This window comes from Fulvivirga maritima (genome assembly GCF_021389955.1).
In the GTDB taxonomy this organism is placed as follows: domain Bacteria; phylum Bacteroidota; class Bacteroidia; order Cytophagales; family Cyclobacteriaceae; genus Fulvivirga; species Fulvivirga maritima.
Map to the genome: position 1 here is coordinate 3,808,504 of NZ_CP089980.1, position 21,662 is coordinate 3,830,165.

Genomic DNA, 21,662 nt, shown 5'->3' on the forward strand with positions numbered 1-21,662 from the left:
CACAACAAAAAATCACACATGAGTAAAAATACATATTTCTACGGACAGCCAATCTTTTCTCAACTATTATCGCTGATAGATAAATCGGTGTTAAATCAAATAATATCAAAATACCAATCTGACAGATATTACAAGAAATTGAATACTTGGCATCACCTAGTAAGCATGTTATACTGCTGTTTCAGTGGGGCAAGTGCTCTCAGAGAGCTTACTACGGGGCTTTTGGCCTGCCAAAACAAGCTGATCCATTTAGGTATTCAATTTATACCCAGACGTTCCACTTTATCAGATAGCAACAAAAAACGCAGTAGTATAGTCTTTGCAGACATTTACATGAAATTGTTTAAAAAGTATCGGCACCTTTTGCCGGACAGCCGCTTGAGAATGGAAGTTCTCAATAAACTTTATATTGTTGATTCAACGATTATTAGTCTGTTTAAAGATATTCTCAAGGTAGCAGGACGCCCTAGAAAAGATGGCAAAAGCAAGGGAGGCATTAAAGCTCATGTAATGATTCATGCGGCAGAATTAATGCCATGTTTAGTACGGTTGACCAAGGGAAGTCAGCATGATCATACATTTTTAAAGCAATTACAACTCCCAGAAGGATCCTATGTGGTGATGGATAAAGGGTATATCGATTATAGACAATACGCACAATGGAGTCATCAAGGGATATTTTACATTACTAGAATGAAGGAAAATGCCAGATATCAATCAATAGATGAGCTAGAACTGCCTGAAGATAAAGACTTTTGTGTACTTAAGGATGAAAAAGTTGTTATCAGTTTCAAGACTGATGGACAAGTGCAAGAGCTTCAAAATAGAAGAATAGCCTATTATGATGACCTCAATAATAAATTATTAGTGTTTATGACCAATAATATGGAGTTGGAAGCAGCCACAATAGCGGCCATTTATAAATACCGATGGCAGATAGAGCTTTTATTTAAAAAGCTGAAGCAGAACTTTCCTCTCAAATATTTTCTGGGGGACAACCAAAATGCTATTGAGATCCAAATTTGGAGTGCCCTGATCTGTCTATTATTGATGGAAGTAGTCCGAAAACAGATCAAAAAAAGATGGGCCTTCTCTAATATGGTCTCATTGGTAAGGTTTCACTTGATGGCCTATGTTCACCTTACCCGCTTTCTAAACAATCCAGACCTAGAACTTCAAAAAACAATATATAAAACCAATCAATACCCTTTATTTAGTCCATAGAGGGCTCACTTTTCCAGATTAGAAGAAAACCACTTTATTTTTGCTTAGAATCGCTAAAATTTCTTAGACCAGAGTTTAGTCGGACACTAGTGATTTCAAATTTATGGTGATTTTTCAGGATATTCAGATATGGCGATAGGCATATCTAGGTTGTTTGGATTCAACCTAATGCAAAACTTTAATTATCCTTATTTTTCAAGGGACGTGGCTGAGTTTTGGAGAAGGTGGCATATTTCATTATCTACCTGGTTTAGAGATTATCTGTATATACCGTTAGGGGGAAGTAGGGGAGGTAGATGGATGCAAATTCGAAATACATTTATAATCTTTTTAGTTAGTGGCCTTTGGCATGGTGCTAATTGGACTTTTATTATATGGGGTTTTTTAAATGCTTGCTATTTTTTACCTCTTTTATTAACCAAAAAAAACAGATTGAATCTTGGGGTAATTTCGGAAGGACGAATTTTGCCTTCTTATAAAGATATTGTTTCTATAACATTTACCTTTTCTATGACTGTATTTGCTTGGATTTTTTTTAGATCTGAAGACTTATATCAAGCACTAAATTATATTTCAAGAATGTTTTCTTCTACTCTATTTTCTTTTCCAAAATTTACAGATATGGGGCATGCTTTTGAGACATTAGTATTAATAATTGTTTTTTTGATGATTGAATGGAATGGTAGAAATGAGAGATATGCTATTGCTAAATTAGGCTTCAAGTGGCGGAGAACTACGCGTTTGGCGATTTATTATGCTTTGGTCATAGCAATATTTTGGTATTGGGGAAATGGGCAAGAGTTTATTTATTTTCAGTTTTAAATATGAAAAAATTTATTAGAAAGTTTAGTTTTTTTTGTTTCTCATTAGCAATTTATTTTTCAACTAACTGTATTGTTAATATTATTCTGATCAAAAGAAGTGTTCCTAAATTGACATATACTAATATTTTAATAGTAGGTGATTCGCATACACAAAAGAGCCTGAATCCCAAATTATTAGGTAGTGCTCAAAATATCTCTCAACCTGCAGAACCATACGTGTTAACATTTTGGAAACTAAAACAAATTTTTAAATCATATAAGCCAGATACTTTAATTTTAGGATTTGCACACCATAACATTTCATTGTTTTATGATTTGAAATTTTCAGATAGGAATTGGGCGCCGGAAATGTTTAGAAGAAGTTATACAATGCAACGTTACAATGATATTGATTGCTGCGTGAAAATTGATTATAATTTATACTACCAAACGTTGTTTCATCAAATAGGTTTTTACCCTAAAACCGATCATGTTCAATATATAGGTAAATATTCTAATTCAAATAAGAATAAAGTGAATGATTGGAAAATTGCTGCAAATCGGCATTTTTATTATGAAAATGGGAGCAGTTATGAAACTTCTACAATAATGTTAAACTACCTCGATTCAATAGTTAATTTTACTTTGGAGAATAATGTGAAATTGATCATGGTAAGTAATCCCTTAGATACTAACTATAGGAATCAAATACCACATGATATTGATAAGGTTTATGAGCAGTTGAAGTTTTATTATGGAAAAAAAGCAATAATTTACGATAAAAGTAACGATTCATATCCAGACACATATTTTTTGAATGCCGATCATTTAAATTCAAGAGGAGCTGAAATGTTTACCAAAGGTCTAATTGAGTATTTAAAAAAATAGTGAGAACAATATTTGAGGCTTAGCCATTAGCTTTTATTATCTTCGAACCATGAAAATCAAGGTGCTGCATGTTATTAAGTCTTTAGGTAGAGGCGGAGCTGAAATGCTTTTACCAGAGACTTTGGCTTTACATAATAAAAATCAATTCGAATTTCATTATATATATTTTCTTCCTTGGAAAGATCAAATGGTGGAGAGCATTGAGCGAGAAGGTGGAGCGATTACATGCTTTAATGCCAGCAATAATATTAAGCTTATAGCAAAAAGGAGCGAATTGGTTCAATATGTAAAACAGAATGGAATTCAGCTTATCCATGCTCATTTGCCTTGGGCTGGTTTTCTTTCTAGGCTAGTAAATAAGCTTAATGGAATACCTGTTATTTATACTGAGCATAATAAGCAGGAGAGATATCACAAAATTACTTTTGCATTAAATAAAATCACCTTTCCTTGGCAAAATAAAGTTTTGGCGGTTTCTGGTGATGTGCATGAATCTATACTTAAAAATATAGGAGAGAGAACTAAAATAGAGACTCTACTTAATGGAGTAAATACTGATAAATTCAAGCGCTTACCAATAGAAGTACAAAAGTCTTTTAGGCAAGAGCACGGGATCCCGGAATCAGCATTAGTAGTAGGAACAGTGGCTGTTTTTAGATTTCAAAAACGTTTGAAAGAATGGATGGAAGTTTTTAGTGAGGCGGCAAAGTCCAATCCTAATTTATACGGAGTTATAGTGGGAGATGGCCCTTTAAAAGATGAGCTTCTAGAGGAAAGAAAGAGATTGGGGTTGGAAGATAGAATCCTAATGCCAGGGCTTCAGATTAATACTCGTGATTGGTTTTCGATTATGGATATTTTTATGATGACATCTGTTTTTGAGGGGTTACCAATTGCATTGTTAGAAGCAATGAGTATGGAATGTGCAGTATTGACTACTGATGCAGGTGGCATAAAAGAAGTAATTGAAGCCGATGAATCAGGTGTGATGGTAAGCGTTGATAATTGGAGCCAATTATCAAATTCATTAAAAGACATTAATACGTCGCAAATTGAAAAGTTAGGTAAAAATGCCAGGCAAAGAGTTATTGATCATTTCAGCCTGAATAATATGGTAAGTCGGTTGGAGCAAATTTATAAAGAAGAGTCTAATGGAAATTAGGAAGGCTATTAAAGAAGATATTGAAGAGGTTGTCAGTTTATTGAAATTAAGCCTAGGAGAGTCTTTAATGCCGAAGTCAGTGGAGTATTGGACATGGAAGCATATAAATAATCCGTTTGGTAAGTCCCCAGTATTGCTTGCAATAGAAGATGGAAAAATTATTGGTGTAAGAGCATTTATGAATTGGCAGTGGAAAAATGGCGAAAAGATTTATAAAGCAATTAGAGCGGTAGATACAGCCACTCATCCAGAACATCAAGGAAAAGGAATATTTAAAAAGTTAACTTTAGGCTTGCTAGATGATTGTAAGCAACAGGGAGTAGATTTTGTTTTCAATACTCCGAATAGCAAGAGCAAGCCGGGGTACTTGAAAATGGGCTGGAAAGAGGTGGGTAAATTGCCCGTGAGACTAGGCTTTAAAAGGCCCATTAACATAGTCAAAAATAAATTGTTTGGAGGAGCAGTGACCGATTTTATCCCCGTTAAAGATAAAAAGTTTGATATAGCAAAGTCGATTGATCAATATGAGTTATCAGTTTCTAAATCTTCTAAAGGCTGGAAAAGTAATTATTCGAAAGCATATTTACATTGGAGATATGTGGATATCCCATTAATTAAATATGGAGGCTTAGGCAGTGAAGAAGCATTAGTGATATTTCGGCTTAAACAAGGAGGTTTTGGAATTGAATTACGTATTTGTGAAGCTTTTGGCTCTTCTAAAGAGGTTGAAAGTATAATTCAGACGATATATAAAAATTGTAATTTTGATTACATATCAATAGATGCATTTAGTTCTTATAAATTGCCTTCTCTAATTAATAAGGTGTTAGGTAATGGTCCAGATGTTACCGTTAGACCTTTAAATGGAGAAGTGACTGATTTTGAACAATATAAGCTATGGAGCCCGGTGTTAGGTGACTTAGAAGTATTTTAGGGAAATAGGTAGAAGATTGCTTTACGGTATACTAATTATATTCATTTCATATTTTTTATCTCAACTGATAATCAATAAGGTGTATCCTCCCGTTAGAGGAAATGAAAGAGATCGATTGATTTTAAATCGTTTATTCTTCTATCACCTTTTTTTGTCTTTTGTTTACTATTTATATGCAGTTCTCAATCCCTCAGATTCCAACTATTATTATCAGAAGGTAATAACTTATTTTAGAGGCCCAAATTGGTCAGATTTCTATGGTACAAGTACTACTTTTATAGAATGGACAGGTTATCCATTCATAAACTATTTGGGCTTTAGCTATGAAGCTATTATGGCTTTATTTGCTTTCTTTGGCTGGATAGGCTTTATTTATTTTTATAAATTTTTCAGAGAGCAGATTTCATTTCGAAATGAAATTTTCGGGTATGATTTGCTTGTATTAGTGTTTTTGTTGCCTAATCTTCATTTTTGGTCAGGATCATTTGGGAAAGGTTCATTTATTTTTTTAGGTATAGGACTTATGTTTTATGGCTTAGGAAATATAAAAAGTAGAATGCTATATATTGTATTAGGAGGAGCACTTACTTACCATATTAGACCCCATATTATGTTGGTGGTTCTTATCTCAGCCATTATAGGCTTTACTTTTAGTAATAAAGGGGTTGGTTTAGGTTTGAAAATATTAATGATTGCCATAGCAGTGGCAGCTTTTGCTTTTATTTATCAGGATGTTCTAAGTATGGTAGGGATAGAGCAAGGAGAAGAGTTAACGCAAGGTCTTGATCTGACACATAGAGCTACTGAGCTTCAAAAAGCTACTTCAGGAGTTGATATAACCAATTACAGTCTACCGCTACAGGTGTTTACTTTTCTTTTCAGACCATTGTTTTTTGATGCTCCTGGTATGTTGGGGTTAATTGTTTCGTTTGAGAATGTCTTTTTGCTATATATTGCTGTAATATTTCTTACTCAAGGAGGCTTGACCTTTTTAATAAAAGGAGATTTTCTTGTGAAAACAGCTTTTCTCAGTTTTATAACTGTATCCATAGCGCTGGCCCAAATCTCAGGTAATCTGGGCATAGCAATCAGGCAGAAAAGCCAGGTAATGATGCTTTTTCTTTTTGTGATCATTAAGCTGATGGATGAAAAGAAAATGAAGGATTATAAAAGAAGATATGCTAATTGGAAAAGAAAACAACTGATAACTCAACAACAGGAGGCGCTGCAACAATGAAGGGTGGAACTTTAGTAATTTCTTTGGATTTTGAATTGCACTGGGGAGGTTCTGAAAAATGGACCTTAAATGATTCTAAAAAACAATATTTTGAGAATACAAGGAAATGCATTCCAACTCTACTCACCCTTTTTGAAAGTTCAGGAATAAGTGTAACCTGGGCCACAGTAGGTTTTCTCTTTTTTAAGGAGAAAAAGGAATTGTTAGCGAATCTGCCTGAAGTGGAACCAACTTATAATGATAGTTCTATCTCAGCGTATAATTACCTGAAAAATAATTGGGTAGGTGATACAGAAGAAGAAGATCCATTTCATTTTGCTCACTCTCTTTTAGACTTGGTTAAAGCCTCTAGAGGTCAAGAGATAAGTACCCATTCATTTTCTCATTATTATTGTAATGAAGATGGACAAACAGCCGAGCAGTTTTATTCAGATCTAAAAGCAGCAGATGGGGCGGCTCAAAAATTTGATGTTATACCTAAGTCTTTAGTGTTTCCTCGAAACCAATATAATGCAGAGTATCTAAAAGCTTGCAAAAGAGCTGGAATTGAGATAGTTAGAGTAAACCCTTTGGATTGGTGGTGGCAAATTGATAGTACTCAATCGGAATCCAAGTGGAAAAGGTTAAATAGAGGAGCAGATGCTTATTTTTCAATAGGAGGTAAAACTTCATTTTCACTGAGTCAAATTAAAAAAGAGGAGGGGGTATGGTTATTACCCGCAAGTCGTTTATTGAGACCTTATAACCCTAAGGAGCTCTTTTTGAATGATTTAAAAATAAAGAAAATCAAAAAGGAGATGACCTTGGCAGCTAAAAATAATGAGGTCTATCATTTATGGTGGCACCCCCATAATTTTGGAAACTATACTCAAGAAAATATCAATGGACTAGTTGAAATTGTTAATCACTATCAGTTTTTGCATAAGGAGTATGGTATGAATAGCAAAAGTATGGGAGAAATGGCTACAATTTTGAATAATCAACATGGCTAACAAGTTACTTAGAATTACTACCGTTCCTATTTCTCTTAACATTCTTCTTAAAGGTCAACTCAAGTTTATGAGAGAAAATGGCTTTGAAGTAATAACTACTAGTGCGGATGGAGTGGAGGTAGCAGAAGTGAAGGAAAGGGAGGGTGTAAGTCATATCATAATTCCGTTTACACGTGCAATTACGCCATTTCAAGACTTGAAATGTCTTCGTATGCTGGTTAAGGTTATTAAAGAAGAGGCTCCGGATATTGTACATAGTCATACTCCTAAGGCAGGGTTGTTAGGCATGATGGCAGCAAAAATCGCAGGAATCAAGCACCGATTACATACTGTTGCAGGTTTGCCGTTAATGGAAGCAACTGGGGGTAAAAGAAGTATTTTGAAATTCACTGAAGCAATTACTTATGCATGTGCTTCGAAGGTTTATCCTAATTCATATAAGCTTCAGGAATATATTTTGAATAACTTGTCTATAAATAAGGATAAGTTGAAAGTAATAGGGAAGGGAAGTACCAATGGAATTGATTTAAACGTCTTTAATAAGTCTTTAGAAATTATCGATAAAGGAGAACGGTGGAAGAGTGAACTAAATATTCCAAATGAAGCCTTTGTTTATTTATTTATAGGAAGAATTGTTGGAGATAAAGGGATAAATGAATTGGTTAAGGCATTTATACAATTAAATGATGAATCATCTTATCTTGTGTTGGTGGGGCCTTTAGAAGAGCTGGATCCGCTATCGAAAGAAACCATGGATGCTATTGCCAACAATAAAAATATTATTGCTCCCGGTTTTCAATCAGACGTAAGACCATTTTTAGCATTTACAGATGTTTTTGTTTTTCCTAGTTATAGGGAAGGATTCCCTAATGTGGTTTTGCAAGCCTCTGCTATGGGAGTGCCAACAATCGCTTCTGATATTAATGGGTGTAATGAGATAATAAATCATGAAGAATCAGGATTACTCATACCTACAAAGCAAGTGCCGCCATTATACAAGGCAATGCAATTACTTAGAGATGATGAAAGGAAAAGAACTGAAATGGCGGGAGTTGCCTTAAAAAATGTTCATGAAAATTATGATCAGCAATTTGTTTGGAGCTGTTTAATTAAAGAGTATAAAGAACTACTTCATGTATAAGCAATTCCTAAAACCATTAGCTGATCGGCTCGTAGCTTTAATAGCATTTATTTGTTTGTTTCCTGTCTTCGCGATAGTGACGCTGCTTTTAATTGTGGCAAATAAAGGAGACGCTTTTTTTACGCAAGCAAGACCAGGTTATAAAAATCGGATTTTTAAAGTCATTAAGTTCAAAACTATGACTGATGAGCGAGATACAGATGGTAACTTGCTGCCAGATAAAGATCGTCTTACGGCTGTGGGCAGTTTTGTAAGGAAAACCTCATTAGATGAAATTCCTCAGCTTATCAATGTAATTAAAGGCGATATGTCATTTGTCGGTCCTCGTCCATTATTGGTGGAGTATCTTGAGTTATATGATGAGGCTCAAATCAGACGACATGATGTAAAACCGGGTATTACTGGTTGGGCACAGGTCAACGGGCGCAATGCCATAAGTTGGCAACAGAAATTTGCTTATGATGTATGGTATGTAGAGCATCAATCGTTTTGGTTAGATATAAAAGTCTTATTTTTGACTGTCTTCAAGGTCTTTAAAGCAGAGGGTATTTCTGCTGAAGGGCAAGTGACAATCGAAAAATTTAAAGGTAATAATTGATGTTTTTATTTGGTGCCAGTGGCCATGCTAAGGTAATTACTGAAATGATTCAGCTTAATGGGGGTAATGTGTCTGGTTTTTATGATGATGACCCGCAAAAAACTTCCCTTATGGATATTCCTGTTTTAGGGAATACTGAGGCGTATAAATCTGGCAATGAAAAGTCTTTGATAAGTATTGGTAATAACCGAATAAGGAAGAAGGTTACTGAACAAATAGAAGCTACATATGGACAAGTAATTCACCCCAAAGCTGTTGTTTCTGAAACCGTTGAAATAGGAGAAGGAACCGTGGTTATGGCCGGGGCAGTAATTAATCCATATACCAAAATTGGGAAACATGTTATTATTAATACTGCAGCATCTGTAGATCATGATTGCCATGTGAGTGATTTCGTTCACATAGCTCCTAAATCCACTTTATGTGGAGGTATATCTATTGGCGAAGGTACCTTGGTAGGTAGTGGTTCCGTAATTATACCAAATACCAAGGTAGGAAAATGGGTGACCATTGGAGCTGGAAGTGTTGTTATTGAAGATGTGCCAGACTACGCTGTAGTGGTGGGAAACCCCGCTAGAATTATAAAGTATAACTCTGAGCGATGAAAAAAATAGCTATATATGGAGCTGGTGGGTTAGGAAGAGAAGTGCTTACCATCATAAATGCCATTAATTCTGAAAAAGCAACTTGGGATTTTATTGGTTTTTTTGATGATAGCGCACCCAATGTTTTAGGAGGAATTAATGAACTTAATAGTTGGAGGGAGCCTCTTTCTCTTATTATTGCTATAGGTAATCCTTCTGTTAAGAAAGGTTTGGAAACTCATATTGAGAATGATTTCATTGATTATGCCACCCTCATACACCCCAGAGCTATTTTAGCGGATGATAACATTGAAGTGGGCAAAGGTTCTGTAGTTGGTGCTGGGGCTATACTTACTACCAATATTGAAATAGGAGATCATGTTTTGTTGAATTTAAATGTAACTATTGGGCATGATTGCCAAATAGGTTCTTTCTGTTCTATCATGCCAGGAGCTAATATCTCCGGTCAGGTTACATTAGATGAGGCTGTTTTGGTAGGATCCGGAGCTAATATACTCAATGGTATAATGGTTGGGCGAAAAGCTAAAGTAGGATCAGGTGCAACAGTAACTAAAAACGTACCTTCGAAAATTACAGTGGTAGGGGTTCCTGCTAAACCCATTCAAAAATGAATATCTCTGAGTTTAAGCCAGCTATACTATTTATAGTAAAGTTTCTAGTGTTATATCTGGGGCTAAACTTATTATACGGTTTTTATATTGATACCTACTCACCCTCACCAGACCCAATTACAGTAATTGTTACCAATCAGGTGTCTGGCGTAATGTCTGTTTTTGACAATGGTGTGGAAGCATCAGATAATCAGGAGAAGCCTTCTGTGTTTTTGAGTTTAAATGGCTATAACATACTTTCAGTTTATGAAGGGTGCAATGGACTCAATGTAATGATAGTATTTCTTGTATTTCTATTATCATATGGTAAACCAATAAGAAAGCTTTTATGGTTTATACCATTAGGTTTGGTTAGTATTCACTTATTTAACCTTATACGTATAATATTACTTTTTTGGGTAGCACAAGACTTCCCCGAAATGATGTATTTTGCTCATAAATATTTATTTACGGCATTTCTTTACATTATAGTGTTCTTAATGTGGTTCTGGTGGGTTGTGAAATTATATAAAATACCAAGTGAAGAATCTTAACTTCAGACCATCTCAATACATAGTCTTAGTATTGGCTTCTACGGGATTACTTTTAGTTTATCTATTTCAAAAGAATCTTGATCAAATTATAGGCGCTTACATAGAGGATCATTATTGGTCATTTGTATTGACTAAATCTATTAGGTTTATATTAAATGACTTATTAATGATAGCCATAATATACGCTCTTTTTTTAAAGAGGAAATATGTGGTTTTTGCATTTTATGTACAGTTAGTAGGAGTTATTTTTATACTATCGCCATATCTTATTATAAAGTCTCAAACTTCTTATAATGGTCCCCTAGTTTCGTACCTTCACAGGCTGGTAGTTAACCCGCTATTAATGCTATTATTAATACCTGCAATTTTTTATCAGGAGAATATTACAAAACAGAAATCTTAATCTATTTATACTTCGTAAATCATGGAAAGAGTTTATTTATCATCGCCGCATATGGGTGGAACAGAATTAAAATATATTCAAGAAGCGTTTGATGCCAACTGGATATCTCCGGTCGGGCCTAATATTGCGGCCTTTGAAAATGATTTAGCTTCTTACACCGGTAGAGAGCATGCCGCTGCCCTTAGTTCTGGTACAGCTGCTATACATGTGGCATTAATATTACTTGGAGTTAAAGCTGGTGATGAAGTGATGTGTAGTTCATTTACCTTTGCAGGTACTTGTAACCCAATAGTTTATCAAGGGGCACATCCTGTATTTGTAGATTCTGAAGAAGATACATGGAATATGGATCCTGAGTTGCTAAAAGAAGGTATTGAAGATAGGATAAAGTCAGGAAAAAAGCCGAAGGCAATTATTGTAGTCCATTTATATGGTATGCCAGCTAAAATGGATTTGATTATGAAGGTGGCGAGGGAGTTTGATATTCCTGTCATAGAGGATGCTGCCGAAGGGCTAGGAGCCTCTTATGATGGGAAAAAGTTGGGCTCCTTTGGAGACTTGAGTATTTTGTCTTTTAATGGAAACAAAATCATTACCACTTCAGGGGGAGGAGCACTGCTTTCTAATAATAAGGAATATATTGATAAAGCTAAGTTTTTAGCTACTCAGGCTCGAGATAATGCTCCTCATTATGAACATAGCTCTATAGGATATAATTACAGACTTAGTAATATCAGTGCAGGTATAGGACGAGGGCAAATGGAGGTATTAGAGCAGCGTGTTAACAGGAAACGAGAAATATTTGAATATTACAAAAATGAGTTATCTGATATTGATAATATTCAATTTTTAGAAGAGTTTGATAAATGCTTTTCAAATAGATGGTTGACCACTATTTTGGTTGATGGCACTAATGGTGCAAAGGTGAAAGATGATGTAAGAATATTGCTTGAAAAAAATAATATTGAGTCAAGACCACTGTGGAAACCAATGCACATGCAGCCTGTTTTTGAAGGATCACGTGCCTATTTGAACGGCGTTTCGGAGAAATTATTTGAAATTGGTCTTTGTTTGCCATCAGGAACTAACACTACAGATGCTGATTTATCACGTACTATTGAGTTAATAAAAGAATGTTTTTAGGTTACTTCAGTTAGCCTATAGGTATCTATATCAATGTTATTATAATTATATTTGTTGCGAGATATTGGTTGTAAGGTTTTAACAAATTACTCATGAGGTTATTTTTACTATTAGTTTTATATATAAGCGTCAATTTTGGGCTAAGTGCTCAGACTATTCAATCTGCACAAAGTGGGAATTGGAATGACCCAAGTACTTGGGTTGGAGGAGTTGTGCCTACTGCAGCAAATTCATCTGGTATAATTATTAATAATGGCCATTCTGTAGCTGCCAATTCTAACGTGTCAGCAGATCAGATGATTATTAATGATGGAGGTGAATTAATAATAAATTCTGGCATTACTTTTACTGTTGGAGCGGGTACGGGTGATGATCTGACGGTTAATAGTGGTGGAATTCTTGAAATCAGTTCAGGTGCAATTTTAAATATTCAACGTATTGTTAGTCCACCTCCTCCAAGAGTTGCTTTTATACGAGTATATGGGATAGTAAATAATTCAGGTACGATTAATAATGCTTCATCAACTAGTATGATCTTTGAAGCAGGTTCGATATATAATCATGAATTTACAACAACTAGTGGTGTTATCCCTTCAGCTAGCTGGAATGTTCAATCGACTTGTGTCATTTCAGGGTATACTACTAATACAGCAGCTCCTACGGGCTTAAGTCAGGCTTTTGGTAACTTTACGTGGGATACGCCAAATTTAACTGAATACATTGACCTTCAAGGAGCTTTGACGGATGTAAATGGAGACTTATTATTTCAAAATCTTACGGGAAATTATGTTTACCTGACCTCGCTCAACGATTATACATTAAATGTTGGAGGTGATTTTATTATTGATAATTCTAATTTTGGTATTAACTCTTCAGCCATTGTATCTTTAAATGTAACAGGCGACGTAAGCTTTATAAATAATGTTGACTTAACTTTTGTTTATGATGGAACATCAAGTTTAAATATTGGAGGAAATTTAACTGTTTCTGGTGGATCTGTCAATTTGACCTATGAAGGACCTGGATCTATAAGCATTGATTTAGACGGAGATTTTTCACTAATATCATCTCCATTTATTAGTAATGGAGGATCGGGACTATATGAGTTTGCTTTCAGTGGTGTAGAGCAAATTTTTACAGGTGAACAAGGTTTTCCAGGTTTCAATTATACCATTTCTAGTAGCAGTTTAGAAATCCCTGTTAATAGTTATCTTAGAGGTAATGATTTTTTATTGGAAACAGGAAGTGAGCTGAGGGTTGGTTCTACCGCTGCTAACGGAGCTATTCAAACAGGAACATCAGCAGGAAATATAAGGGTTAGCGGAGTAAGAGCATTTCAATCTGGCTCTACCATTGCTTATAATGGAACGTCTGCTCAATTTATAGGAGCTGGTCATCCTACTTCTTCAGGGGTTAACCTTACAATAAACAATAGTAGTGGGGTTACTATGGTTTCAAACCTTACTGTAGGTAATGCTTTAAATCTTCAATCAGGTAATTTATCTGTGGGGAATAATACATTGACATTAGATGATGGTATATCAGGAGCAGGGCGTATAGCCGTTTCGTTAAACTCCAACATAGTGTTGAATGGTAATAATGCAGATGATACCTTCCCTTTTGAAGGTGCCGCCAATTTCAACAATTTCACGCTAAATAGATCTGGAGGATCTGTTACATTTGATAGAGAAGTAACGATTAATGGTGCATTAACTTTATCAAATGGTGATCTGATATTTGATAATCAGATTTTACATTTAAATGGAACGTTAAGCAATGTAAGTGGTTTGCTTTATTCAAACAGTGCTAGCGAATTAGATATAACTGGTTCGGATGCGTTTGGATCACTTGCTTTCAATACTAGTGGTAATAATTTACGTAAGTTAACGATTAATAGGGTAGAGGGAGAGGTGGATCTGGTAGGCACTCTTAATGTTGTTGATTCTTTACTTTTAAATCAGGGTACTTTTAATAATACAAATGGGACACTTGCTTTTAGTAATGGTACTGATTTAATTAAGAATGCAACAGGTGCGTTAATTGGAAATTCTCCTGAGGTTGTTTCACCAAGTACCTACAATGTTGTTTACGAAGGAGCTTCGCAAACTACAGGTGCAGAATTGCCAAGCTCTCTTAATGTAGATGATTTAGGTGATTTAACGATCTTAGCCGCTGAGACTGTTACCCTTTCTCAAAGCCTTCAGGTTAACGGAACTACCACACTTGGCTCAGGAGTTTTCAATATCGGAGCCAATACTTTAAATATTCAGGGAAATTGGGTGCGAAATAATGGTTCATTAGCTAATTATTCTGGTACAGTTTTGTTTGGTGGTAATACTACCATTACGGCTAATTCAACTCCTACTTTTAGAAATATTACTGTTTCTGAAAATGGAATATTATCTATGCCTAATACTAATGTCAATTTTGCGGCTAATATATTGGTAGAGCCAGGGGGTACACTTAATGCTAACTCTGGCACAATAGTTATGACCGGAACAAATGGTCAAACGGCTTCATTTGCTAATTCCACTTTGAATAACTTAACTATTGATAAAAGTTCTGGCACGGTGAGTTTAACTAGTGCACTAAATGTAAGAGGAAGAGTAAATTTCACCAATACCAGTGTAGCTACACTGGCATCTGGTGGTAACTTAACTTTATTGTCTACAGCCGACAATGGATCAGGAGATGCGTGGGTAAGTGAGATACCTTCAGGTTCATTAGTTTCTGGGAATGTTACCGTTCAAAGGTTTATTAGCTCAAATGCAAGTGGAGATATATATAGGTATATTGGATCTTCTGTAGCTGGAGCTACAGTTGCTGATTTAAGTGCTGATATTAGAGTAGTTAATGGTTCATTGTTCTACTATGATGAGACGGTGAGTGGTGAATCTGCTAACGGGTGGGTAAGAAAAACTTCTGGGACATTAGATGTAGGAAGAGGATATTCGGCTTATATTTTTAGTAGTAATACATCAAAAACAATAAGCTTAACCGGTGTTTTGAATCAAGGAGCTATAAATTTACCTGTTTCCTATACTGTAAGTTCTCCTGAAAATGATGCAGATGGATGGAACTTAGTGGCTAATCCATACCCTTCACCTATCTTTTGGGGGAGCACTGAAGGTTGGACTAAAACAAATATTGATGGGAGCATTTATCTGACAGATAATGAAGATGAGATTTACAGATATTGGAATGGTACAGAAGGGAATATAATCTCAGGTCGAATTGCTAAAGGACAATCTTTTTGGGTACAAGCCTCAGGTGCATCTCCTCAGTTATCCATTAATGAAAAGGCAAAATCGAATAGTACAGCGGCATTTTACCGTGAAGCCGAAAAAGATGCTATTGAATCATTAGAAATTGTTCTAATAGATGTAGAAGGCAAGCAAGACTATGCTTACTTCGGTTTTAAAGAAGGAGCTACTAATGTATTCGATAATGCGTATGATGCCATAAAAATGAATAATCAGATATTTGATTTGTCAACCGTAGATGGAGATGGTAGACAGATGGCAATTAATATATTTTCTGCGTTAAGCTGTTCTGATTCATTGAAAATAAACATTAAGGATGCTCCTCAGGGAACTTATAATATTAGGTTTAATGATTTGGGAGTATTCTTTGATAATTATAGTTTTCAGCTCTATGATAGCTATTTAAATCATATGGAAGAAGTTGCAGATCAAAGTGTGTATTCATTTAGTATTGATGAAAATAGTAAATCTACAGGTAATAGGTTTTTCCTTTTGCCAAAAGCGGAGCCTCCGGTAATTTCTTTATCAGAAGGAAATTTGGAGTCTAGTCAGGAAGGTGGTAATAAATGGTATTTTAATGGTCAATTGATATCCGAAGACGATTTCATTTATCCGGAGCAAGCAGGTATATATACATTAGACGTTTGTAATGGAAGTACTACCTATGAATATATCATTACAGGAATTGATGATTATGTAAATCAAGGTATTAGAATTTATCCTAATCCATTAATTGATAGTGAAGAGTTAAATGTACATATAGATGAGGGAATAATCGACTATTCTAACGCTAAACTCCAATTAATTGATTCCAAAGGGCGTGTTGTTGATGCGAAGGAAATTACTAACAATTTCGTTAAATTGAATGTTAATTCATTACCTAGTGGTGTATATTTGTTAAATATATCCGATAATAGTACAAGTACAATACAAAGGATAATTAAACTTTAAACTTAAGTACTGTGAATCAATTTTTTAAAATAGGCGTATTGTTTCTGCTGATTGCCATATATCCTTGTGTGGTATTTGCACAGGGAGGTGGAGTGCCACCACCCAATCCACCTGCACCTGTTCCCATAGGAGGAATAGAGTTATTATTAATGGCTGGTGGAGCGTTAGGGCTTAAGAAGATTATCTCTTCTCGAAAAAAGAAATAATGTGATAACTAGATTTTTTATACAATTAAGAATCCTTCCAAGATGGATAATCATTCTCTTGGATGTGGTTATAGTTGGATTTTCTACATTTCTTGGCTATTTACTAAGGTTTAATTTTGAGTTTAGTGAACTGAGTGAATTTAATTTCGCTTTGGGTATACTCATTAATATGCTGGCTTGTCTTATTGCGTTGCTAACAACTAAAAGTTATGCTGGTATTGTAAGATATACTGGTATGCATGATGGGTTTAGAGTGCTTGTAACACTTGTTGCTACTCATGTTATCAGTTCCTTGGTGAACGTTGGTTATTTCATGTCTATTGGGAGTAACCTATTTCCATATTCGGTTATTCTTATTTCATTTTTGGCATCCTTTGTATTCTTATTACAATACAGACTGCTCATAAAAAATATATTCTCATACTATAGAAGTCCTCGTAAAGCTGATAAAATGCGTGTAGCAATCTTCGGAGCGGGTCAGCTAGGTATGATTACTAAGCAGGTGTTAGATAACAGTGTTGAGCCAAATTATCGTGTGGTAGCTTTTATTGAGGATGATTTAACCAAAGTGGGAAAGGTTATCAATGGAACTCAGATATATGACGGAGCAACTGATCTCTCATCTATTATTAAATCCCTAGATATAAAAGAATTAATCATTGCAGCTACTAATTTATCTCTTGATAGGAAAAATGAGGTGGTAGATGTCTGTTTAGCCTTGAATGTGAGGGTCAGAACTATTCCGGAGGTAGATGATTGGGTGAAGGGTGAGCTTAGCTTAAATCAGATAAAACAAGTTAATATAGAGGATCTCTTGGGCAGAGAGTCTATTGAACTGAATAATAGACAAGTATTGGATCAATTGAAAGGGAAGAGAGTTTGCATTACAGGTGCTGCAGGTTCTATTGGTAGTGAGCTTGTAAGGCAAGTCGCACATTTTGATCCTGAATTACTAGTGCTAATTGATCAGGCGGAGTCTGCGTTATATGAAGTAGAACGAGAGATGACCAGCTCTGAGCGGGATGCCAGGTTTAAGTTTTATGTAGCAGACGTTACCAATCATAAGCGGATAAGTGAAATTTTTGAAGAAAACAAACCTGAAATAATATTTCATGCCGCAGCTTATAAGCATGTGCCTATGATGGAGCGCAATCCGTCTGAAGCAGTCCTTTGTAATATTATAGGAACCAGAAACATAGCCAATTTAGCAGTTGAGTTTGGAGTTGAGAAATTTGTGATGGTTTCTACTGACAAAGCAGTAAATCCAACTAATGTGATGGGATGCTCAAAGAGGATTGCTGAAATCTATGTGCGAGCTTTAAATAAGAAGCTGAGGCAGACAGGGTCTAATAAAACTTCTTTTGTAACTACCAGATTTGGTAATGTGCTTGGGTCTAACGGCTCTGTGATTCCATTTTTTCAAAAGCAAATTAGTGATGGGGGACCTGTAACGGTAACACACCCTGAGATTACAAGGTACTTTATGACCATAACAGAGGCCTGTCAGCTAGTGCTGGAAGCCGGTGCAATGGGTAATGGTGGTGAGATCTTTATTTTTGATATGGGACAGTCTGTAAAGATTGTAGACCTTGCTAAGAAGATGATCCGCTTATCTGGCCTGGAGTTAGATAAGGATATCGAAATTGTATTTACTGGTCTAAGGCAAGGAGAGAAACTGTATGAAGAGCTATTAGCTAGTAAGGAGAATACTGTGCCTACTCATCATGAAAAGATCATGATTGCAAAGGTGTTAGAATATGATTTTGATAGAATAAATAATAGTCTTGACCAACTTAAGCAATTATCGGTTGCCTCTGCGGATAGATACAAGATTGTAGGCCTAATGAAGGAAATTGTTCCTGAATATAAGAGTATGAGCTCTGAATATCAAATATTGGATAAACAGCTAGCTCAGAAAGTGGGATAAGGGATAACTCTTGAAATTAAAAAATATATCATTAAAAGCCTTTTCGAAATTAACGAAAGGGCTTTTTTATGAGCGGATGTAATGGATTGTACTGCTTGTATTGAATGTGTTATGTAATCTTAGGAAAATAGTATTGGCCTTCCCGTAAGGGCTAGTTCTTTGAGATTAGAATTGCGGCTATTTTCTTTTGAAGAAAGGCTACATACGGTTAAATGACAGATTTAGACTTAAGAGGAAGTGTAACTATATTAGGCCTCCCTTGATAATTACATAAATCAAAACAAGATATAAAAGCTGGACTGATTAAGTCCAGCTTTTTTTGTTATAAATCTGAACACCTTCCGCTTTAGCGTCTTCGAAAAGTGCAAAATCGTGAGTGGTTTTATTAATAAATCTGAAGGAATATCGATTTAGAATAGTATAGACACACCGATCCCTAAGGCTTTTCTGATTTAGGTTTAGGCGGCCTGAAGTAGTGGTATGTTTTCTGATTTCTTTTTGCTCATCTTAACAGCATTGGCCATCATAACGGCAAAGAATACATGTATCATTTCTCGTTTTTCTCCCTTAACCTTGATTTTATTCAGGCCGTAAGCCGTTTTATGGGTACCAAAACTTCCCTCCATCACGGTTGCTCTCTGGTTAGAGATGAGGCTTCTGAGTTTGCTTTCCTCAGGTTTGTTTATCTTGGGGCCTTTCTTTGGAAAGCAAGTGAACACTTTCCTTACTGTTAAATACTTTCTGTTGGCATTAGTGGCATAAATGCGATCTGCCCCCAGCTGATGAAGGGAGCCAAATATCGATCTATGTTTTAAACTACTTATTTTTAGTCTGGTACTTTCATTGAATGCCCTGAACTCCATGGCATCAATAAAGCAGATGTCGTCAACCTGAAGCATGTGGGCTTTCATTCCAAACTCAACCCTTTTAGTTTCTTTGCCTCTTACGATAGGCCTGACATAAGGTCTGGGAAGCGATACTATCCTGTTTTTCAATTCTTTAGCTGGATGATGCTGCAAGAATTGCTGTTGCCCAAGTACCTTCTGTATTGTTTTTAGGTATGCTCGCTCTTGAAAGTGAAGCTGTATTTGTGGGTTTTCATTGAGTAAGTACTGCAGCTGTCCAAGCCCTTTGGACAGTAGATATATCAATGCCTTTTTACGCTTGCGTCCAGCTTTGTATGTCTTTTTTCGACTACGATCGTAAGACATCTGCTTGCGTTTTTGATCTATATATTTGGAGCGAGGCCGTTTTACACCTAATATTTTACTCCATCTGTAAAGCTGTTTTTCAAACACCCATTGACAGCTTTCCCAAAGTAGTTTTACATCGGTAGGAAAACGAATATAACTTTCATAGCAAGTGGCATCCATTAAGAGAACATGCGTATTATTCATATCTCTTTTCCAATGATGAATGAGTACTTCCTGAAGTTGTTGCCAATCAGTATTATCAGCCATATACGTCCTGATTCTACTTAAAATGGCCTTATCCTTAATTCTTTGGTTATCATCCAACAATTTATTGCAAAAAAGCTGAAGGCTCCAGTCAGTATTAAATCGTTCTATTAACTTCTCGTCACTCAGGTTTAAATAAGATTTTAGAAACATTAGACCAAACATGCCTTGGGCCGAAAACCAGCGGGGTGCGCCTGGGCCTCTATTTTCCTTTGGCAAACATTCTGAAAGTTGACTCCAAGGAATAGTATTATAAACTTTCCTCAAGGTGCTATTCTTGAATAAGTACCATTTTGGAGTTAAGTAATCTTGCGGTTGGAAAAGCTCTTGATCTCTCATATATTGCAGTGTTAATTGTGATTAGGCACTACAATTTAACAAATCAAAAACCCCGAAAAAAGCTTTATATAGCTAATTTCGGGGTTTTATTTTATGCTTTAATACTGATAAGTAACTGTATTTCAGTGTTTTTTATTTAAAAGGGAGGCCCTATATTACAGGCAAGAGTTATTAAGTTATGTAACTTAGAGTAAGCCTGCATAGAAATATACTTTTTTAATTAATAGTAGACATTTAGAGACGATTTAACCCTGGAAGCATATCAATAAAAAGCCAACCTGAGTGAATCTAAGATTGGCCTTATACTAATGTTTTTCTGATACTGTTTATCTCCGTTTGGCTCTTTTATATCGGCCTTTACCTCTTTTATTTTTATGTGAACTCAAGAAGGTAGGAGGAAGGTAATATTCTAGTTTTATACTCAGCATGAAATAACCATCATTGTCATCAGGGTTTCCTCTTATGTGATTCTCTTCTAGGCCTAGAGGGGATTGAGGAGGATCTAGTTCATGCCTTCTATCTGCCATTGCTTGAGCAAGATAATCGTCACCAAATGAATTATGATCTCTATATACTGTGCTTACATCATCTAGGTAGTCTGTGAAGGTAAGTCTATAACCTCCTTCAATACCTAAGTTGAGAAATGGATTGAGTTTATATTTGAAACCAGCTCCAAATGGAACTACTATAGCTATTCTGCTGTAATTTTCACCTTCTGTGTTCAGAGGTTGTAAGGCTACATATTTCCCTGCATCAGGTAAAGGATTGCCATTCCAATCTGTAACAGGAACCTGTCCTTTAGGATTAAAATATAATGCTCCTATACCTACAAAAGCGTAAGGATTAATGGTGGGCCTTTGGTAGAATTTAATTCCTTGAGGGAAAGCATGTATTACTGCTGCTACATTAAATTCTATATTGTCCGATCTGAAAGATAGGTTTCTTCGATTTTTTCCTTCAAAGTCAGAATCTTGGTCATCACCACTGATTCTGAAGTAGCTTAGCTCTGCACGGCCAGATATATTTGGGTGAAAGAAATATTGAAGGCCTAAGTTAATGTTCAATTTAGGGTCAATATAGTCACCATTATCCTTTAAATCTCCAAAGTAAGTGGTGGTTCCAGTACCAAAAGAGGCAATGATATCTCTCTGATTTCTAAATCTATAGAAGCTTTGTGCTACCAAGCTTTCTGAGAATGCCAAAAATAGAAGTAGTAAAACTATTCGCATAAGTTGTATTGTAGTG

General features: G+C 35.5%; 19 protein-coding genes. 17 read left to right on the plus strand and 2 right to left on the minus strand.

Translation table 11 applies throughout. From position 1 onward, the window contains the following. Positions 1–18: 18 nt before the first annotated feature. The 17 genes from LVD15_RS16195 to LVD15_RS16270 all read left to right on the plus strand — a co-directional run bounded on the left by LVD15_RS16195 (position 19) and on the right by LVD15_RS16270 (position 18,621). On the plus strand, positions 19–1,224 hold the full coding sequence (locus LVD15_RS16195; protein ID WP_233776251.1) for an IS4 family transposase: 1,206 nt from the start codon (positions 19–21) through the stop codon (positions 1,222–1,224). 99 nt (positions 1,225–1,323) lie between these two features. After that, positions 1,324–2,046 (plus strand): MBOAT family O-acyltransferase, encoded by a 723-nt coding sequence (locus tag LVD15_RS16200; RefSeq protein WP_370687423.1) that lies wholly within the window; start codon positions 1,324–1,326, stop codon positions 2,044–2,046. Between the two features lie 2 nt (positions 2,047–2,048). Next, the gene (locus tag LVD15_RS16205; protein WP_233776252.1) at positions 2,049–2,915 is read left to right on the plus strand and encodes a hypothetical protein; all 867 of its coding nucleotides are present in this window, start codon (positions 2,049–2,051) and stop codon (positions 2,913–2,915) included. A gap of 49 nt (positions 2,916–2,964) precedes the next feature. Continuing rightward, entirely contained in the window at positions 2,965–4,077 is a 1,113-nt protein-coding gene (locus tag LVD15_RS16210; RefSeq protein ID WP_233776253.1) for a glycosyltransferase, read from the plus strand. Next, positions 4,067–5,011: a GNAT family N-acetyltransferase gene (locus LVD15_RS16215; RefSeq protein ID WP_233776254.1), complete on the plus strand. Its 945-nt coding sequence runs from the start codon at positions 4,067–4,069 to the stop codon at positions 5,009–5,011. The genes LVD15_RS16210 and LVD15_RS16215 overlap by 11 nt, the downstream gene beginning before the upstream one ends. A gap of 151 nt (positions 5,012–5,162) precedes the next feature. Then, entirely contained in the window at positions 5,163–6,248 is a 1,086-nt protein-coding gene (locus tag LVD15_RS16220; RefSeq protein ID WP_233776255.1) for a hypothetical protein, read from the plus strand. After that, the gene (locus LVD15_RS16225) at positions 6,197–7,240 is read left to right on the plus strand and encodes a polysaccharide deacetylase family protein (RefSeq protein WP_233776256.1); all 1,044 of its coding nucleotides are present in this window, start codon (positions 6,197–6,199) and stop codon (positions 7,238–7,240) included. The genes LVD15_RS16220 and LVD15_RS16225 overlap by 52 nt, the downstream gene beginning before the upstream one ends. Beyond that, positions 7,233–8,381: a glycosyltransferase family 4 protein gene (locus tag LVD15_RS16230; RefSeq protein WP_370687370.1), complete on the plus strand. Its 1,149-nt coding sequence runs from the start codon at positions 7,233–7,235 to the stop codon at positions 8,379–8,381. The genes LVD15_RS16225 and LVD15_RS16230 overlap by 8 nt, the downstream gene beginning before the upstream one ends. Beyond that, complete coding sequence (locus LVD15_RS16235; RefSeq protein WP_233776258.1) at positions 8,374–8,979, plus strand: sugar transferase; 606 nt, start codon at positions 8,374–8,376, stop codon at positions 8,977–8,979. The genes LVD15_RS16230 and LVD15_RS16235 overlap by 8 nt, the downstream gene beginning before the upstream one ends. Continuing rightward, positions 8,979–9,584 carry an acetyltransferase gene (locus LVD15_RS16240; protein ID WP_233776259.1) on the plus strand — a complete coding sequence of 202 codons (606 nt, stop codon included), beginning with the start codon at positions 8,979–8,981 and terminating at the stop codon, positions 9,582–9,584. The genes LVD15_RS16235 and LVD15_RS16240 overlap by 1 nt, the downstream gene beginning before the upstream one ends. Further along, complete coding sequence (locus LVD15_RS16245; protein ID WP_233776260.1) at positions 9,581–10,195, plus strand: acetyltransferase; 615 nt, start codon at positions 9,581–9,583, stop codon at positions 10,193–10,195. The genes LVD15_RS16240 and LVD15_RS16245 overlap by 4 nt, the downstream gene beginning before the upstream one ends. Continuing rightward, positions 10,192–10,728, plus strand: coding sequence for an exosortase family protein XrtF (xrtF, locus tag LVD15_RS16250; protein ID WP_233776261.1), 537 nt, complete (start codon positions 10,192–10,194; stop codon positions 10,726–10,728). The genes LVD15_RS16245 and xrtF overlap by 4 nt, the downstream gene beginning before the upstream one ends. After that, positions 10,715–11,131 (plus strand): exosortase F system-associated membrane protein, encoded by a 417-nt coding sequence (locus tag LVD15_RS27300; RefSeq protein WP_370687371.1) that lies wholly within the window; start codon positions 10,715–10,717, stop codon positions 11,129–11,131. The genes xrtF and LVD15_RS27300 overlap by 14 nt, the downstream gene beginning before the upstream one ends. A gap of 21 nt (positions 11,132–11,152) precedes the next feature. After that, entirely contained in the window at positions 11,153–12,274 is a 1,122-nt protein-coding gene (locus tag LVD15_RS16255) for an aminotransferase class I/II-fold pyridoxal phosphate-dependent enzyme (RefSeq protein WP_305038967.1), read from the plus strand. A 92-nt stretch (positions 12,275–12,366) separates the two neighbouring features. Beyond that, complete coding sequence (locus LVD15_RS16260) at positions 12,367–16,488, plus strand: DUF8693 domain-containing protein (RefSeq protein ID WP_233776262.1); 4,122 nt, start codon at positions 12,367–12,369, stop codon at positions 16,486–16,488. 11 nt (positions 16,489–16,499) lie between these two features. After that, positions 16,500–16,694 carry a hypothetical protein gene (locus LVD15_RS16265; protein ID WP_233776263.1) on the plus strand — a complete coding sequence of 65 codons (195 nt, stop codon included), beginning with the start codon at positions 16,500–16,502 and terminating at the stop codon, positions 16,692–16,694. Between the two features lies 1 nt (position 16,695). Then, the gene (locus LVD15_RS16270) at positions 16,696–18,621 is read left to right on the plus strand and encodes a polysaccharide biosynthesis protein (RefSeq protein ID WP_233776264.1); all 1,926 of its coding nucleotides are present in this window, start codon (positions 16,696–16,698) and stop codon (positions 18,619–18,621) included. A 458-nt stretch (positions 18,622–19,079) separates the two neighbouring features. On the opposite strand, the gene LVD15_RS16275 is transcribed toward LVD15_RS16270, so the two are convergent. Together LVD15_RS16275 and LVD15_RS16280 are read right to left on the minus strand one after the other, a co-directional pair. Continuing rightward, positions 19,080–20,417 (minus strand): transposase, encoded by a 1,338-nt coding sequence (locus LVD15_RS16275; protein ID WP_233776265.1) that lies wholly within the window; start codon positions 20,415–20,417, stop codon positions 19,080–19,082. Positions 20,418–20,743: 326 nt separating this feature from the next. Next, positions 20,744–21,646: a DUF6089 family protein gene (locus LVD15_RS16280; RefSeq protein WP_233776266.1), complete on the minus strand. Its 903-nt coding sequence runs from the start codon at positions 21,644–21,646 to the stop codon at positions 20,744–20,746. Between the last annotated feature and the right edge of the window lie 16 nt (positions 21,647–21,662).